Below are 16,889 nucleotides of genomic sequence, written 5' to 3'. Positions count from 1 at the left end.
CAACTCTATTCAGGATTAATCAAAATACTGTCAACTTTTTTTAGGACGAGTCAGGTGCAATTCGTGCGGCGCAATGGACGGGAGTCGTGAGTCGTAAGTCGTGAGTCGTAAGTCGGGAGTCGAGAGTCGTGAGTTGGGAGTTGGGAGTCGTGAGTCGTGAGTTGGGAGTCGTGAGTCGTGAGTCGTGAGTCGGGAGTCAATTAGTCAATTTACCCGATACCGATGCCGGTTCCCAAAGTACCGAAGCAAGTTCCCAAAGTACCGAAGCAAGTTCCCAAAGTACCGAAGTGACTTCCCATTGTGCCGACGGGGATTGTGAAATTTCGTGTGTAAAATGCAAATTGATGCGGTATTAGTTGCAATAAGGTAGCAATTAATAGTTTCGCCATTGCCCCAATGTTAAATAATAACAGAATCAATTGGAATGGGTTTGATATTATCTTATATTTGGGGTTGGAATATGTTGAAATGTGAAGCTGGAATCGGAGCAACAGACCCAGAATTGAAGGTGTCCGGAAGATTTTTAAGCAAACTACATGTAATACCCGAAACTCATGAAAAAGACAATTATCCTGATTTTGTTTTTGATTGTTTCCAAAGTTTCATTCGCACAGTGGACTGCCATTGATTCAGGAGTATTCGCTGCTGTATGGCTTGTGCAACCTAATGATGGCTGGTCGTTTGCAAGCACCTTCAGACATTGGGACGGAACAAACTGGACAACTGTAATACAAGACTCCGCCTTCATGGCTCAAACTTGTGCTTTCACTTCCCCCAATGATGGGTGGGTTTTTGGGTTACAAGACAGTCTGTACTGGTATAATGGTTCAGTATGGACAAAAAAATATTCGGGCAGGCATTGGATTTTATACTGTGATTTCTTCGATACAGATAATGGCTGGCTATTGAGTCCTGATACAACTTATCAATATCAAAATGGAATCTGGTCAATGCATACGATTTCTTTGCCGGCATATATTCCCAACCTTTACTATACTTCAATTTCTGCCAGTGACCAGAATACTGCATGGATAACCGGTATTACGACTTTTTATCAACCAGCCAGAGACACATCATATATCTTCAAATTTTCATCCGGTCAATGGATTATTGATACGGCACTCCCGAATGTATATTTGTACGCTATTTGTTTTTCAGACCAAAACCATGGTTGGGCCGGCGGTCTTGATATTACTACCTACCAGAGCATTATTTTCAAATATGATGGCAACGGCTGGCATACAGAGTATATAAGTCCAGGGCATAATACATACGGTGTCAATGCAATCTATATGTTTAATAATCATTTGGGTTGGGCTTCCGATGGATATTATGAAATAAATGGTTATAACGGTTCAACGTGGTCATTTCTTGATTCAATCCCGGGTAAATTAGTAGCGCAATTTTCATTTTCCGACCCTTCAAATGGCTGGGTTTTGGGAAGGAATGCCGGACACTTTTGGCCTTCCGGTTATATTTATAGTACGACAACTGGCGGGTTGGGAGTAGAAACTCTTAAATCTTCCAACCCATCAGAAATAAGCATTTTCCCTAATCCGGCAACGGACTACATTTCTGTTGAATGTGTTCACAAACAAAATTTAACGTTATCAATATTCAATATTGTTGGTGAGCTTGTGCTAAAAAATGAATTGCTCAGTTCAACTTCCGAAATTGATATTCGTTCGTTGCCGGCAGGCATGTATATAATTAAAGCTTCAGCCGCGACCTGGACAGCACAAAAAAAGATAATAAAAGAATAACATGAAAAAATATAAAATGATGAAAGCATTTCTGGTTGCGTATATTTTAATTAGTTTATTTTCGATTCGTGTTTTTGCACAGTGTGGCAGTGGCACTGCACTTGCAACTACTTCGACAAGTATCGGTATTGTAATTTCCACAAACGATGCAGAAACTGTTTATAACGCGCTTCGCTTTGCAAATTTCTCAAAGAAGCAGGGCGACACGGTCAGTATCTTCTTGCTGGGAAAAGGTGTTGAATTGGACAATTTGGCAGCATCGGACACTGCAATTTTAAAACAAACGAATCTGTTTTTGGACGGTGGGTCAATTTCAGGCTGCGGGACCTGTTTAAAAAGCAGAAATAATATGACTCCTCAGTTCTGCAAATTCGCCTCTATGGCAGACCTGTACTCCATTATCCGCAAAAATAAAATTGTATTAACTTTTTAAAGATGGATTATGGAATCATCTGACCGTAAGAAACACTGGGACAAAATATACCAAAGCAAACAGCTGAATGAAGTAAGCTGGTATCAGCCTGTACCTACCGTTTCCCTTGACTTTATAAAACAATACAATATTCCCGAATCAGCAAAAATAATAGACGTGGGCGGCGGCGACAGCTTATTCGCTGACACCCTGCTTGACCTGGGCTACCGAAACATCACCGTACTCGACATTTCAGAGGTTGCCATCAAGCGCGCGAAACAAAGACTTGGCAGCCGTGCCTCGCAGGTAACATGGATTATTGCGGACGCCGCCTCTTTCATCCCGACAGAACAATTTGACTTCTGGCACGACCGTGCGACCTTTCATTTCCTGACAAACGAGCAAGAAATTGAACGCTATCTCGACACCGTCAATAAGCATATCAAACCAAAAGGAATTTTAGTTATCGGTACGTTTTCAGAGCAGGGTCCGAAGAAATGCAGCGGTATTGATATCAAACAATACTCTGAAGGTTCAATGTCTGACCGTCTTAAAAAATTCTTTGAGAAAATAAAGTGTATCAGCGTTGACCATAAAACGCCCTTTGACACTATACAGAATTTTATTTTCTGCAGTTTCAGGAAATACAATACGGAATATTAGCCAAAGGCCTGCTGTAAACAACAGGCTGTAAGAGACAGCGCTTTTTAAAATTTGCAGCTTATAAAAAACCTGAATTGATAAACAGATCATTCAACTATTGCGAAGAAGAAAAATGCCACGCCGGCGCAGATTGCTCTTGCCCGGCTTCTTGCACAAAAACCATGAATTGTACCAATACCGGGAACTATAAAATTTGAACTTAACAAACACTGACCATGAATAAATATAAAGGAGTTAAGACTTTTGACGAATTGTTAGAAGTTGAGCACGGAAAAATCGGAACTGAGAACCGGAATAAGTATGAAGAAGGAGCACAAATGTTCATTGTGAGTGAAATGCTTAAAGAAGCAAGAAAAGCATCAAAAATGACCCAAGAACAATTGGCTGAAAAATCAGGAACAAAGAAAAGATATTTCCAAAATTGAAAATGGACGTGGAAATATACAACTATCCACTCTGATCAGAATCTTCGAGAGAGGTCTTAACCGAAGAATTGGATTGACCTTTTTATAAAAATATTTCTTTAGGCCAATCGATTAAACGGTCAGCAAGAAAATAAGCTCACGGATATGCCCCCCATAATTTGCATAGGTGTTTCGGTCCGACGGGTTAACGGAGTCGACGGCCGAAGGCTGCCACAAGCTTTGCGTGATAGGTTATAAGCCCGCAAACAGCTATTTGCTGTGATATCAATTATAGCGAGGAACGAATAAACAGTTTTGCCACATAACACAGGTAAAATAATAACAAAACCAATGGGATTGGATATAATATTATCTTATATTTGGGGTTGGGATATGTTGAAATGGGAAGCTGGAATCGGACCAATAGGCCCAGAATTGAAGGTGTCTGGAAGATAATGTGGGAGTAATAAAAAGTTATGTGCAAGCTATTGAAAAAATGAGAAAGAGATTACTATTAATAATATTTTTTTCTACCATTTCGACAATTACTTTCTCTCAAGTAAAATGGAGCGTATGGTATCCGACTCCGATTGTTGGGTATGTGTGGCAAAAACACCACAATTTAGAACTAGGCGCAACTTTTAATATGACAAACAGCGGTGGACGTAGACATATGATGATCAGTGTTCCAATGGGACTAGACTTATTTTGGTTACATAAGACCAATTATGTTTCGCCTTTTATTTCTATGAAATACTATTTTTCCTTTTCTAAACAGTTGCACGGTGCTGACATCTCACTAGTTTATTCTAGATGCAAAATAAATAATGTCATTGACCATAGACTAACACCAGAAATTGGATTAGTCCTCTTGGCTTATGTGAGAATTTCGTATGGTTATAGTATAAATATTGGCGGAGACGAGCTTAGTGACATTGGCAGACATCGAATATCAATTAGATTACCTGGAATTTGAACGAATTTAACAAGATTAATTAGTATAATAGCGGCATATAACAGGCTTCTGCTTTCAGTGGCAAAACTGTGGCTCGTAGGACATAAAAGTAATAAATATAAACGGTTGTGCTTCATGGAAACGGCAGTGAGTAAAGTCGCCACCGAAAAGCAGTAGCCGGCACGTTAGCGTTCATTGTAAAAATGCCTGCAGTCATTTAATCTAAGAAGAAAATTATCATAACTTTGAAAATAACAACTAAATAGTAGAATTTTATTATGAGTAATGCAAAAATATCCATACGATTTTTCGACGATCGTGAAGTACGAGCTATATGGGATGAAGCAAGTGCCAAATGGTGGTTTTCAGTGTTGGATATTGTTGCAGTGCTTACCGACCAAGACGACTATACAAAAAACCGCAATTATTGGAAATACCTTAAATCAAAGTTAAAGAAAGAAAATAGTCAAGTGGTTAGTGCCACTACCCAGTTGAAATTTCTTGCTCCGGACGGAAAAAGACGTTTTGCTGATATGTTAGATTACAACGGCATAATTGCATTGGGTAAAGAGTTTCCCGGAAAAAAAGCGAACCGATTTATTGAATGGTTCACCTACGGTGATGAGAGTATAGACGGAAAAAGTAAAATAAAAGCATATGCTTTATTTGAAAGTTCCTTTATCGAAAGCATTGAAATTGGGACAGCAAAAGGCTTACAACAAATTCATGCGTATTTGTTTGGAGGACTGTATGATTTTGCCGGACAAATCAGACAAAAGAATCTATCAAAAGGAGGTTTTCAATTTGCTGTATCACGCTTTTTAGGAGACACATTAAAGCAAATAGAAGCGATGCCTGAAAGTACATTTGACCAAATCATAAACAAATATGTTGAAATGAACATCGCTCATCCCTTTATGGAAGGGAACGGAAGAAGTACACGAATATGGTTGGATTTGATGCTAAAAAAACACATTAAAAAATGCGTTGATTGGAGTAAAATAAGTAAACGAGACTATATGGAAGCAATGATGCTAAGTCCAACAAAAAGTAATTTTCTAAAAACGCTATTGAATGATGCACTCACTAACAAAATAACTGACCGTGAAATGTTTATGAAAGGGATTGACTATTCCTATTACTATGAAGAAAATGATTAAAAGATAAAAACAACGAAACGCTAACAGCGACTTTAAATTATGCTGCTCGTGATTTTAAGAAAGGGATACCCCAAAATGAAGGCATTGTATCTTTTCGTCAAACCAATGAGCCCGCACGGTAATCAAGCCCGGGGAACGTTAGCGGCAAGCAAAAAAAAGTACAATTAAATAATTTCAGACCATGGACTTTCAAGAATTGCTAAACGACAAAAGCGTAAAACCAAAAGAAAAAACAGAAACGCTTAGCAAATGGATTTTAGATAATCCTAAAAAGGTTGATGTGTTGATTGATTTTTCAAAGTCATCCAAAGACCCAATTAAAGCGACTTGTATAGATTCAATGGAATTTGCTACAAAAAGTAATCCTGAGATTGCTTCTTTAATCTGCCTTGACTTTGTGGCAAAGTCGTTGACAGAAAAAGCACCGAGAATAAAATGGGAATCGGCAAAAGTTGTTGGGAACATTGCACACCTTTATCCTGATAAATTAGACGAAGCGATAAAAAATTTACTTGTTAATTCTGAGCATTCAGGTACAGTTGTGAGATGGAGCGCTGCATTCGCATTAGGACAAATCATAAAAATAAAGACATCACGAAACATAGATTTAATTCCTGCAATTGAATCTATTTGCAAACGAGAAGAAAAAAACAGCATTAAAAAGATTTATCTTGACGCATTAAAAAAAGTGAAAGGTTAATTTGACTTAGAAAACGATATAACAAAACTTTAAGACAAATAAATTGTCAGCCGCCAACATGCTCTCATAAGCAATGGCGGGGTTTATACGGCTATTTAGCTTTCAATCCCGCATCAAGTTTTGGTATAGTTTGATAGTGAAGCGCTTCAAAACCCGCCACTGCTCATGGCGCCAAACGTTCTGCGGCAAGCATAAATACTGCACATATGAAGAATAAATTGGTAATCATTTTTTCACTTTTGACACTCATTGCATATGGGCAGAATAAAACTGTCACTATAAACAATTATAATTTTTCTTTCAATAATATTTCAGAATACAATGAAAATGGAGATTCAATAATAAGAGTTGAAGTATTGCGTGATAAAACAAAATTATTAACCCATACAATTAATGAAATAATCGGAGACTGTAATAGTGAATCCGTAGAACTTGGATGTTATGATATTGTGGACTCAACAATAATTTTTTATTCCTACTGGACACATGCAGGTGACGCACCTGCTTCACCTTATGGAGCCAGAAAACAAATTTATACAGTTGACCCGACAGGCAAGTTGTTATTGACAAAATCAGAAATCTATATTGAGGCAGGGAGTCAATCAAAAGAAAACAGAGGAATAGAATTTCTATTCTCGTCCCCCAAAAATGACTTTGAAAAAAAAGAATTAAGTGTATATATAGATGCAGTTGAAAAGAAATATAATGCGAAATTCGTAGCAGGGAAAAGCAAAGATGTATTATTAAAAGAAGTTAAAATTAAGCTCGACAAGCAAATTAAAAAGACGACTAAACATTGGAAATCATTGTACGCGGACAAAATAGGCGGATATAAAATTTAAAAAAACCGCAGCTTACATCAAGGCTTGCTGCAATGGGCTTCAGTATAGAAAACCGCCATAAAAAAAATAAATTATGAAACGAAAAATCTTTGCACCGGGTTGTGGATTAATACTGTACAAACCGGAATTAGTTGAAAAAATACACAAAACTCTAAATGAGAATTTAGGTAAAATGGATAAACTGATGATTTGCTGTCATCATGACCCTTTATTGGAAGAACCGACAGAAATAATTAATATTTGTCCTGGTTGCGATAAACGATTTCGAAATGACTATCAAAATTCTTCAACGATTTCGTTGTGGGAAATTTTAGCAGAAAGTGATTTTTTTAGTTTTCCAAATTATCATGGGAAATCTATGACAATAAATGACGCTTGCCCAACGAGAGATAAAGAACATGTTCATCATGCAATAAGAAAAGTTCTTCAAAAAATGAACATTACATTAGTAGAGCCAAAGAAAACGAGAACAAAAGGCATATGTTGTGGCGATAGTTTCTATGGGATTATTTCAACAGAAAAAGTAAAAGAACAGATGGTAAAAAGAGCAACAGAAATGCCATTAATTGATGTTGTCGTTTATTGTGTTTCCTGTATCAAATCAATGTATATCGGGGGAAAAAATCCTCATTATTTAATTGATTTACTATTTGCAGAAAAAACACTTCCTAAAACTTATGAACCTGATGATTGGCATAAAGAACTTAATAGCTATATTGAAAATCATTAACTACAAGAACATAAAAATAATAATAACGGACACATAATAAAGGCTTGCTATCAGAGGGGTCGCGGGGTTTTAGGACCGCGGTCCGGCGGACAGTACTTTTATCAAGCGGCGGAGTATTCGGGCAGGAAACGGCTTCGATTGCAAGACCATTAAATAGTGTGCCCCACACTGTTTAAATTCACGTCAAATAATTGAGAATGGAAAATAAAACAAAATGCTTCGTTAATAAAATGAATGCTGTGAAAAGGCAGTTTCTGGGTGTAGATTTTGATGTTCTGGCCATTGGAAGACAATCAATGGTGACTAAAATGCTCTATAAGACAACAGATAATGTTCCCTTTCACAATCATCCGAATGAACAGAGCGGATACGTGCTTTCCGGAAAATTCAAATTGCAGTTTGAAAATAATGTTTACATCATGACCGCAGGAGATTCTTACTCAATACCTGCCGATGCAAAACACAGTATGCAGATAATTGAAGCAGGCGAAATCATTGATTTTTTCACTCCCATCAGGGAAGATTATCTGTAGGAGTAGATTCACTTGCAGCAGGATGGTTTCAAATTAATATTCTTATTGCAGTCATTTTTTTGTATTATTTTAATACCCGAATAAAATATCTATGTTTCGACTCGTCATATCGAAAACATATTTTATATTTGTGGGTACATTTGATTTTGAAATTAATAGGGTATCATACCCAATAATTATAAATCTAATTTAAAATAATATGAAAAGGACGATTATTGTTATGAGCTCATTGGTGATTCTAAGTTGTCTTTTGGGTAGTTGCAAGAAGAAAGATACAAGTACAACTCAGGATGAAACACCTGCGCCCGTAGTAAATCCATTATGTGATGGAAATGGAAGCAGTTCGTATTTTCCGTTAGTTCTGAATAACTACTGGAAATATTATTTTGTTGGTCAGTCACAGGAACCCACCCTGACTGTTATAGGTACAAATACATATAACTCCAAGTCCTATTTCAGACTGGAAGATAATACAGGTCTGATGCAGGTATCAGATATTTACCTTCGGGAGGTATCTTCCTCACATGACATCATGGCTTACAACTCGTCAACAAACTCCGAAAGTCTGTATCTTCCCGGTTCGCCGACTTTGAATCAGACATGGGCTTATACTTCCAGCATTTCCCGCAAAGTAACCAACCTGAGTGCCACCTATACCACTTCATCCTGCTCTTACACCGGTCTTCTTGAAATAACCGTGAGCGTTAACGGCTCCGTGACCGATAAGGAGTATTATAAGAAAGGACTGGGAATGGTTGCGTCGGTAAGCCAGGGCATTTTTGGTGGAATGACCTTTAAGATAGAAGCACTTAGCCTGAAATAATCCGAAACTTCCGGTGAAACGATCAAAATCTTTCATGAATTGTTTCCGAATGTTAACGGATGCTAATTTCTGATGATTCCGGTTGTGATGTCTGATTGCAGGGTATTATGCTGTAATCACTGAATATGTTATGCTGCCCAATGAATAGTTTCAAAATATTCATTGGGCAGCCTCTTTTCCTACTTCATCAGAGTTACAAAGCCGTGGAGTTCGTCTTCGCCGCAATAGCCTTTTAGCTTGATTACGTAATAGTACACACCTTCGGATGCGTTGGTGCCTTTGATTTTGCCGTCCCAGCCTTTCAGGGGGTCGGTCCATTTGTATACGAGCTTGCCCCAGCGGTTGAATACCTGGGCATCAATCTCCGTAAGTCCGCTTGATTTTACCTTGAAGGTGTCGTTATAGCCGTCGCCGTTGGGCGTAAACACGTTGGGCACGGTGTAGGAGAAATCGGCACGGTGCTTTACTTCAACGGTATCATAGGTGGTGCAGGCGCCATTCAGTACGGCCACCCAGTATCTTCCCGAGTCGGAAACGGTGATGGTCTGGGTATTTGCACCGTTAGACCACAGATAGGACCTTCCCGGGTTACCGGCATCCAACACGACCATTTCTCCGGTACACAAGGCGGTATCAACACCCAGTTTCACGGTGGGGAAGTCGCGCACAAGAATGGTGAGGTGGGCAGTATCGGAGATGTTGCATTTGGTGGAATCCGTTGCCACATATATTACATGATACGTACCCGCTTCGTTGAAGGTGTGCTGCGGATTCTGAATTATAGATGTATCGCCGGCTCCCGATGCAGGATCGTCGAAATTCCAGTATGAGGAAACGCCATTGCTTGTGCTGGTAAAGTAGGCGGTAAACGGCAGGCATCCGGTATCTTCGGGAACGGCAGATGCCATTGCCACAACACCTGCGAGCTGAAAATCGAATTTCACAACGGCATTGTTGCATTTGGTGCAGCCGTTGATTCTGGACCAGGCACCCGGCGTTGTGGGGAAATTGCTGTCGCCCCAGCATCCGGCACAAACGGCATTGTAAATAATCCCCTTACGGTCGAAACGGCTTGTTCCGCCATCGACATGGTCGCTTGAACTGGGGCTGCCGAAATAGGTAGCATAAATCATGGTGGAGGCATTGTCGTTCATCACAAAAAAGTAGAAGTCATTGCCGTCGGTCGTTGACTGAAACGCGTTCGGAGTTATAGGCAGGCCTGTAGTTCCGCCAAAGGCATTGATAGCCATTCCTCCCCATCCCGAAAGGTATATTTTAGAACAATCGTCGACCAGAAAAGCGTTGGGCGAAATATCGGGTCCGCCGTTTCCGGTGCCCAGTGCCGTTGACCATATAAGGGTGTTGAGGTCGGGCTCAATCTTGCTGACGAATTGTCCGCCGCCCGGCACTGCCAGCGTTGCGTTTTGAATAAATGCATTCCCTGTTTTTGATGTTTGACCGAACACATAAATCTTGCCCGATGGCCCTTTTTCAATAAGATAGGATTGGTCGTATGAATCGGAGCCGTAATAGGTTGAACGGACAAGTGTACTTCCGTCGGAACTGATTTTAGAAATAAAACCGTCGGCAGTGCCGCCCATGTATGAAGTATGCAGACAGCCCGAAGTTACGGGGAAATTGGACGATGAAGTGCCACCGGTAATATAGACATCGTTGTTGTAATCGACCACAATACCGTATACCGCATCAACATTGCTGCCGCCGATGTATGATGACCATATCAAGCCCGTAAGGTCGGGGGCTAACTTGAACACGATGCCATCCTGTCCGCCGCCACCGGCTGTTGTTTGGAATGCGCCCGGTGTAACAGGGAAATCGGTAGAATTGGTAGTAGAAACAACATATACATTATCTCCGGCATCCGTCATGATTTCACCGCGGGCGCCATCGCCGTAATTGAATGAAAGCACCGATGGAAAATTCAAACCGTCGTTACTTGTTCCGCCCACAAAGGTAGACGCGAGCAAGGCAGAGCCGTCGGATTTTAGTTTTGAAACAAAGATGTCGATGCCTGCCGAAAACCGGAGCGACTGATCATAGGTAAGGGCGCTGCCACCATTGAATGATGCGTCGAAAGCACCGGAAGTAACCGGAAAGTCGGCAGAGCCGGTAGTTCCGTATACCAGAAGGTCGTCATCACTATTTACAATCATACTGTGCGGCAGTTCATTTTTAGAGCCGCCCAGATAGGTTGCCCACATGCGCTGGGTACCGGTTGAGTCGTACTTGATAATTGCAACATCGCAAGGGAATAACTGAAGACCTGATTCTCCACCGGCGAAATTGCCTTGATAAGCGCCCACGGAAACCGGATATCCGGTACCGAAAGCGATACCGCCCGAGAAGGCTGAACCCTTTGAATCGAAGGTGGCAGTAAAGCCCCAGTTATCAACCGTTGAACCCGAATAGGTAGAGAACACCAGTGTCGGGTCGATTACCAGTTCTTTGGAAGCGTCAAAACCATCGGGAAACACAAAGGATAACACATTGTCCTTTAATTTGTATTTGCAGGGAACGTTCACTTTAGCGCCATCCACCATTTGATAAGCCAGCGGACTCAGTTCCGTAATTTTATTTACCGAAGTTTTTACAATCAGGTTTCCTTTTTCAAGATATACTTTGTCGGCGCCATCGTACAGAAATTGAATATTTCCGGCTTTTGCACCCGGATGCAGGATGATATCATATTTGATGTGGCCGCCGCTTTCGTAGATGTTCAAATCCGTTTTTTCATAGATATCGCGGTACTCAACCCGTGCGTATGAGTGAACCTTTGATGCCCATTTGCTTTTATCGTTTCCGATATAATAATTATAATATCCTTTGAAAGGCTCACTTGCCGACACCCTGACATCGCTGTTTGAATTGAGAAATTTCACTTTATAGGCATGGCATTTAATATTGAAGTCTTTGTCGGTAAAATCAACCCATGACGCACGGGGTGTATGTTTAAAATCAATGAGCTTATTGATGGCTGTTTCATCTTTAAACGCAAAGGTGAAGCAGTTTGTCTCGGCAAAAAACGCGCCTCCGTTGATATCCAGTTTATAGAGCACATTGGGATTCCATTGGGCTTTGTTCTCAATGAATTCGGCACCGCCATGGTGAGCATCCGCCGTTTGAGCAAACAAGGTCTTATTGCATAAGAGCATCATCAGTATCAGTGCGAACACGGGCAATTTTCCGGATATAAGAGTTCTGAAATTATACAGGAAGAGCTTAATGGGTGAATTCATTTCAGACAACTGTTTCATATTTGAGAGTATCATGATTTGTATTTGATAAATGTATGAAATTTATGGAATAAATGACCTGAAAGACAGATTTTATCCATTCATGGTTGCTTAAAGCGAGAACCCGAACACCAAATAGATATTGCCCTTTTGAGGGTTGGTAATAAGGGAGGCCTGCACGGGCAGTGTAAATTTGTCGGTAATCCGGATGTCGCGTTTCGCGGTAATGCCGGCATTTACCACACCGAAAGTATTTCCGTACATGCCCTTCTGAGGCGTTATCCCTACAAAAATATTGACATTACGAACAGTATATCCCAACTCAAAATACGTTGAATACTGATTTTTGAAGGTGGTAGTAGTGTCGGAAGTTACGGTATCAATAACGATTACATCGGCGGTTTTGTCGGCACCGTACACAAAGGTTCCTGCCATGAGGTGGATGGGAAATTTTTCAGGACCGTCGTAGGCCAGAGCCGCTTCGACCATATGCCCCGTGCTTTCGTTTTTACAATTAAAATACTTGTTGAATTCCTTCGTTTCGTCGGCAATGAAGTAATCGGTAACGGTTAAAGAGAATCCTTTAAGGGAATATGCTCCGTACAGATCCACTTCGGCATAATCGCCGGTTACGGCTGCCGATGCCCATGCACCGACCTTGAGTCCAAACGAAGAATTGTAGCAAAGATTTGGTTGAATATTGGGTACATGGCTGACGTTCATACCGCGCCAGATGAAGCGGCTCATGAAGTCGGCATTCACATCAAGAATTTTCTTTTTTTCATCCTGCGCGGAAGCGGTAATGACACACATCAGCATCATTACAACAAGTATTTGTTTTTTCATACGTTATTATATTTCTACCAATTTGTTCCTGATCGCAAATTTTATCAGATCAACCGTACTCTTCAGTTCCAGCTTCTGCATGATGTGGTTTTTGTGTGATTCGACAGTACGCACACTGATAAAAAGTTTATCTGCAATTTCCTGATTGCTGAGGCTGCTTGCAAACAATTTCAATATTTCTATTTCGCGATTGGTCAGCTTTTCTTCTGTTTTTTCGGCTTGCTGATCAGTAGATTTAGCTTTGGTGATGTAGCTTTTGAGTATGATGCTTGAGATAGAATCGCTAAAAAATTCCTCGCCCCTGCTGATAGTTTCAATGGCTTCAACAAGTTCGCGGCGGGTGGTGTTTTTGGGTAAATAGCCTCTGGCTCCCGATTTCAGTGAATTAAAAATAAAGTCTTCGCTGGTGTACATGGAAAGCATCAGCACTTTTATGGAAGGGTGTGTTTCTCCCAGTTGCCTGGTAAGTTCAATCCCCGACATCCCCGGAAGGGAAATATCCATGATGATTACATCAGGCAGCTCATGCGTCAGTTTTTCGTACAATTCAATATGATCTGCCACCTCGCCCACTATTTCAATATTCGGGATATCCGTAAGCAGCGCTTTTATTCCGTCGCGAACAATCTGGTGATCTTCTACCAGTATGATCTTTATTTTTTCCATGAAAACCATTCTTGATGTGCTTGTAAAAGTAGGAAAAAAAACAAATATGGCAGTGTTTCAATCTCAGGAAATAGGTATTTTGACCATTATAACAGTTCCCTTACCCGGCTCAGAGCTGATATCGATGGTGCCCTGGAGCAAGCTGGCACGTTCGCGCATGTTATAGATGCCGTTCCCCACGTAGGGATGCGTCTTGCCGGTTTTAAAACCTTTTCCGTCGTCACTTACAGTGAGGCACACAAAGCCGTCGTTGAATTTCAGTTCCACCTTAATAAGGTTCGCCGAAGCATGTTTCACGGAGTTGTTAATGGCTTCCTGAGCGATACGATACAGGTAGGTAATGTTCTTTTTGCTGAGTGTTTCATGAATACTTTCCGATTCGAACTGCACGCTGATGCCTGTTTGCTCGGACGCATCGGTACAAAGTTTGCTGAGACCGGTAACAATTCCAAACTCCAATAAGCCGGCAGGCTGCAAATCGTTTGATATGCGGCGGATTTCATCGATGGTGCCGTCGAATAAATCGCGCAGCTCGACAATGGTTTTGAGGGCTCGCTGTTCATCGGTTCCCAAAACACTTTCAAGCTTCAGTTTAAACGCCACGAGGCGCTGGCCCAGACCGTCGTGCAGCTCCCGTGATAATCGCTGGCGTTCAATTTCCTGTCCGTCGATTACCCACGACAGCCGCATCTGGCGTTCGGCTTTCAGCTGATTCTCCACGGCAACCCTTCGGCTGATGTCGCGTATCACAGAAGCCTTAATCATGGAGCCTTTCAGCTCTATTGCACTTTCCTGTATTTCGACCGGGAATTTTGTTCCGTTCTTACGCACAGCCTGTGTTTCGTAGGTGTATGGATTTATCGGAAGTTTGAATGAGCGCTTGGTGCCCGGGACGATAAAATCGTTGAAGCGCATGGTCATCAGTTCTTCTTCGGTAAAACCTGTAAGTCGGGTTAATGCCTGATTAATCAGCATAGGCACGCCGTCGTTATGCAAAATAATACCGTCGAGCGTGGCGTCGTAAAAATGCACCAGCCGCTCTTCCCGTTCTTTTAATTCGGATGTCTGTTCCCTGATGTGGGCTGCCATTTTATTAAAGGTAGCGGTAAGGGCACCAATCTCGTCTTTGGAAGTTTCGGCAATATTGATATTATAATTTCCTTTGGTGATGCAGTCGGCAGCGACTTTCAGTTTTACAATGGGTCTGGTTATTTGTTTTGAGATTATCCATGTAAAGATAAACAGCGCCAGAGCAATAAAAACGGTGATGAAAATAATTTCATACATAAGGGTTTTGATGGGCACCATGGCTTCGTTCACGTCAATTTCGGCAGCAATAACCCAATCCAGACCCGGAATATTGAGCTTACTGTATGAGCCATAAACCGGAATATTCCTGTAATCGGGATAGCGGCTGGTGCTGTCAATTCCTGAAAAACCATCGCGAATGGCTTTTGTTGCAACACGTGTGCGGAATACAGAATTTTCGCGAAAGCGGGAACTGCTGCGCATTAGTGAATCGCTTCCTACAAGATAGGTTTCACCACTTTCGCCGAGACCATTTTTGGGGTCAACCTCAAGCATTATAGAATTAATGGCGTTTATTGAAATCCCGAACACAAGCACTGCAGGCAATATGCCGGCACCGGGAGCAATCGGTGTTCCGATATAAATGGCAGGGTTCATATCGAGGGTATCCAGACTCAAATCGCAGGTTACGGGCTGATTATGCCGGGTCACTTTATCAAAAACGGTGCGGAGGTTACCTTGTGCCAGAACACCAAAGCTGAACCGTTTGCCGGAACCGACAGAAGAGGCATCAATTTTAATATAGTTTCCGTCGGAGCGCACCAGGAATACATTGTCGTAATATCCGCAACCTGAAATATAGCGACTCAGAAACCGATTGTATTCGTTTTCAAGCTGGCTTTCCGTTAGTTTTTCTTCTCTATTCTGTTCCACAAAATGTTCGTCGAGAATTGAAAGCATCTTCATAATATCCGACGACTTTGCCACCAAGCCGGTTTCGCGGCTCCGGTCGGCAAAAAATCGTTCCATGCTGTTCTTTTTGGCTGCCTTGACAGATGTCAGCTGGTCGTATGTTCTTCTGATCAGTGAATCCTTAGCGCGGTGGTAGGAAAACCCTGAAATCACCGCTATGCTTGCCAACCCGAGCATCAGGAACCACAGAATCATTTTTTCGGTGATGGAGATTTTTTTCATTCTAATGTTTGCTTCTGACAAATGTACGTATAACTTAAAAAGTAAAACCGTATTTTTGCTTCAAACTATATCTATGATATTGATTGCCGACAGCGGTTCTACAAAAACAGCATGGGCACTGGCAGGGAAAAGCCATGAGGTGCCTATTGTATACACCGGTGGACTGAATCCGTACTTTGTTGATGAGGCTACGATAATAGCTACCATCAACACTGAAGTATTGCCACGGCTAAAAAATATCCCCATCGTCAGCGTCTATTTTTATGGTTCGGGATGCGCGCGGCCTGCAAAGGCAGCTATGGTAAAAGGTTCTCTGGGCAAGGTTTTCAAGGAAGCCACAGTAAATGTGGAGTCTGATTTACTGGGCAACGCACGGGCACTGTTCGGAACGAAAAAGGGAATCGCGTGCATACTGGGAACCGGCTCCGGCTCCGGTCTGTATAACGGACAGATTTTCACGCAATCATTGCCGGGACTGGGATTCATACTGGGTGACGAAGGCAGCGGCGCGCATCTGGGTAAATTACTGTTAGCTTCATGGATGAAAAACGAACTGCCCGAAAACATTCACGCTGATTTTGAAACGCGCTATGGCAGCGACAGTGCGGCATTACTTGATAAGGTTTACAATCAACCCAAACCCAATACCTGGCTGGCAACATTATGCAGTTTCATAGCTTCGCACATAGAATCGGCCTTTATGGATGATTTGGTATGCAGAAGTTTTCAGATGTTTTACGACGAAAATATTTTGAAATACAGAGACGCTGTCAAACTGCCGGTTGGCTTTGCAGGCTCGGTAGCGCTTATTTTCAGGTCACAGCTTGAAAAGATTATGGCTAAAAACGGAAGCCATATTGCGGGTATTACGGATACACCCATCCTCGGACTTATCAAATACCACGAGCAATAAGC

General features: G+C 41.5%; 15 protein-coding genes and 1 pseudogene. 11 read left to right on the top strand and 5 right to left on the bottom strand.

The features are described from left to right. Window positions 1-196: 196 nt before the first annotated feature. Window positions 197-340 (bottom strand): hypothetical protein, encoded by a 144-nt coding sequence (locus tag WCM76_13855; GenBank protein ID MEI6766713.1) that lies wholly within the window; start codon window positions 338-340, stop codon window positions 197-199. Between the two features lie 214 nt (window positions 341-554). On the opposite strand from WCM76_13855, the gene WCM76_13850 reads away from it, so the two are divergent. The 10 genes and pseudogenes from WCM76_13850 (at window position 555) to WCM76_13805 (ending at window position 8,985) form a co-directional block, all read left to right on the top strand. Beyond that, window positions 555-1,763: a T9SS type A sorting domain-containing protein gene (locus tag WCM76_13850; GenBank protein ID MEI6766712.1), complete on the top strand. Its 1,209-nt coding sequence runs from the start codon at window positions 555-557 to the stop codon at window positions 1,761-1,763. Between the two features lies 1 nt (window position 1,764). Further along, window positions 1,765-2,196 (top strand): sulfur reduction protein DsrE, encoded by a 432-nt coding sequence (locus WCM76_13845; protein MEI6766711.1) that lies wholly within the window; start codon window positions 1,765-1,767, stop codon window positions 2,194-2,196. Between the two features lie 9 nt (window positions 2,197-2,205). Then, window positions 2,206-2,838 carry a class I SAM-dependent methyltransferase gene (locus tag WCM76_13840; protein MEI6766710.1) on the top strand — a complete coding sequence of 211 codons (633 nt, stop codon included), beginning with the start codon at window positions 2,206-2,208 and terminating at the stop codon, window positions 2,836-2,838. Between the two features lie 215 nt (window positions 2,839-3,053). Then, window positions 3,054-3,351: pseudogene (locus WCM76_13835) on the top strand (helix-turn-helix transcriptional regulator). A 1,124-nt stretch (window positions 3,352-4,475) separates the two neighbouring features. Beyond that, window positions 4,476-5,357 carry a Fic family protein gene (locus WCM76_13830; GenBank protein ID MEI6766709.1) on the top strand — a complete coding sequence of 294 codons (882 nt, stop codon included), beginning with the start codon at window positions 4,476-4,478 and terminating at the stop codon, window positions 5,355-5,357. A gap of 181 nt (window positions 5,358-5,538) precedes the next feature. Continuing rightward, a complete protein-coding gene (locus WCM76_13825; protein ID MEI6766708.1) occupies window positions 5,539-6,057 on the top strand; it encodes a hypothetical protein in 519 nt (172 codons plus the stop codon). 206 nt (window positions 6,058-6,263) lie between these two features. Beyond that, entirely contained in the window at window positions 6,264-6,899 is a 636-nt protein-coding gene (locus WCM76_13820) for a hypothetical protein (protein MEI6766707.1), read from the top strand. A 73-nt stretch (window positions 6,900-6,972) separates the two neighbouring features. Next, window positions 6,973-7,629 carry a (Fe-S)-binding protein gene (locus WCM76_13815; protein MEI6766706.1) on the top strand — a complete coding sequence of 219 codons (657 nt, stop codon included), beginning with the start codon at window positions 6,973-6,975 and terminating at the stop codon, window positions 7,627-7,629. Window positions 7,630-7,826: 197 nt separating this feature from the next. Then, window positions 7,827-8,162 (top strand): cupin domain-containing protein, encoded by a 336-nt coding sequence (locus WCM76_13810; GenBank protein MEI6766705.1) that lies wholly within the window; start codon window positions 7,827-7,829, stop codon window positions 8,160-8,162. A 199-nt stretch (window positions 8,163-8,361) separates the two neighbouring features. Continuing rightward, window positions 8,362-8,985, top strand: a complete 624-nt coding sequence (locus tag WCM76_13805; protein ID MEI6766704.1) for a hypothetical protein — start codon at window positions 8,362-8,364, stop codon at window positions 8,983-8,985. Between the two features lie 179 nt (window positions 8,986-9,164). Here WCM76_13805 and WCM76_13800 read toward each other — a convergent pair whose 3' ends face one another. The 4 genes from WCM76_13800 to WCM76_13785 all read right to left on the bottom strand — a co-directional run bounded on the left by WCM76_13800 (window position 9,165) and on the right by WCM76_13785 (window position 15,974). Next, the gene (locus WCM76_13800; GenBank protein MEI6766703.1) at window positions 9,165-12,260 is read right to left on the bottom strand and encodes a gliding motility-associated C-terminal domain-containing protein; all 3,096 of its coding nucleotides are present in this window, start codon (window positions 12,258-12,260) and stop codon (window positions 9,165-9,167) included. Between the two features lie 90 nt (window positions 12,261-12,350). Further along, complete coding sequence (locus WCM76_13795) at window positions 12,351-13,085, bottom strand: hypothetical protein (GenBank protein ID MEI6766702.1); 735 nt, start codon at window positions 13,083-13,085, stop codon at window positions 12,351-12,353. Window positions 13,086-13,091: 6 nt separating this feature from the next. Further along, complete coding sequence (locus WCM76_13790; GenBank protein MEI6766701.1) at window positions 13,092-13,751, bottom strand: response regulator transcription factor; 660 nt, start codon at window positions 13,749-13,751, stop codon at window positions 13,092-13,094. 63 nt (window positions 13,752-13,814) lie between these two features. Next, window positions 13,815-15,974, bottom strand: a complete 2,160-nt coding sequence (locus WCM76_13785) for a histidine kinase (GenBank protein MEI6766700.1) — start codon at window positions 15,972-15,974, stop codon at window positions 13,815-13,817. Between the two features lie 55 nt (window positions 15,975-16,029). On the opposite strand from WCM76_13785, the gene WCM76_13780 reads away from it, so the two are divergent. Beyond that, window positions 16,030-16,887, top strand: coding sequence for a hypothetical protein (locus WCM76_13780; protein MEI6766699.1), 858 nt, complete (start codon window positions 16,030-16,032; stop codon window positions 16,885-16,887). Window positions 16,888-16,889: the final 2 nt, after the last annotated feature.

Source organism: Bacteroidota bacterium, assembly GCA_037133915.1.
In the GTDB taxonomy this organism is placed as follows: Bacteria; Bacteroidota; Bacteroidia; order Bacteroidales; family CAIWKO01; genus JBAXND01.
This window is presented reverse-complemented; position numbering and strand designations above follow the sequence as displayed.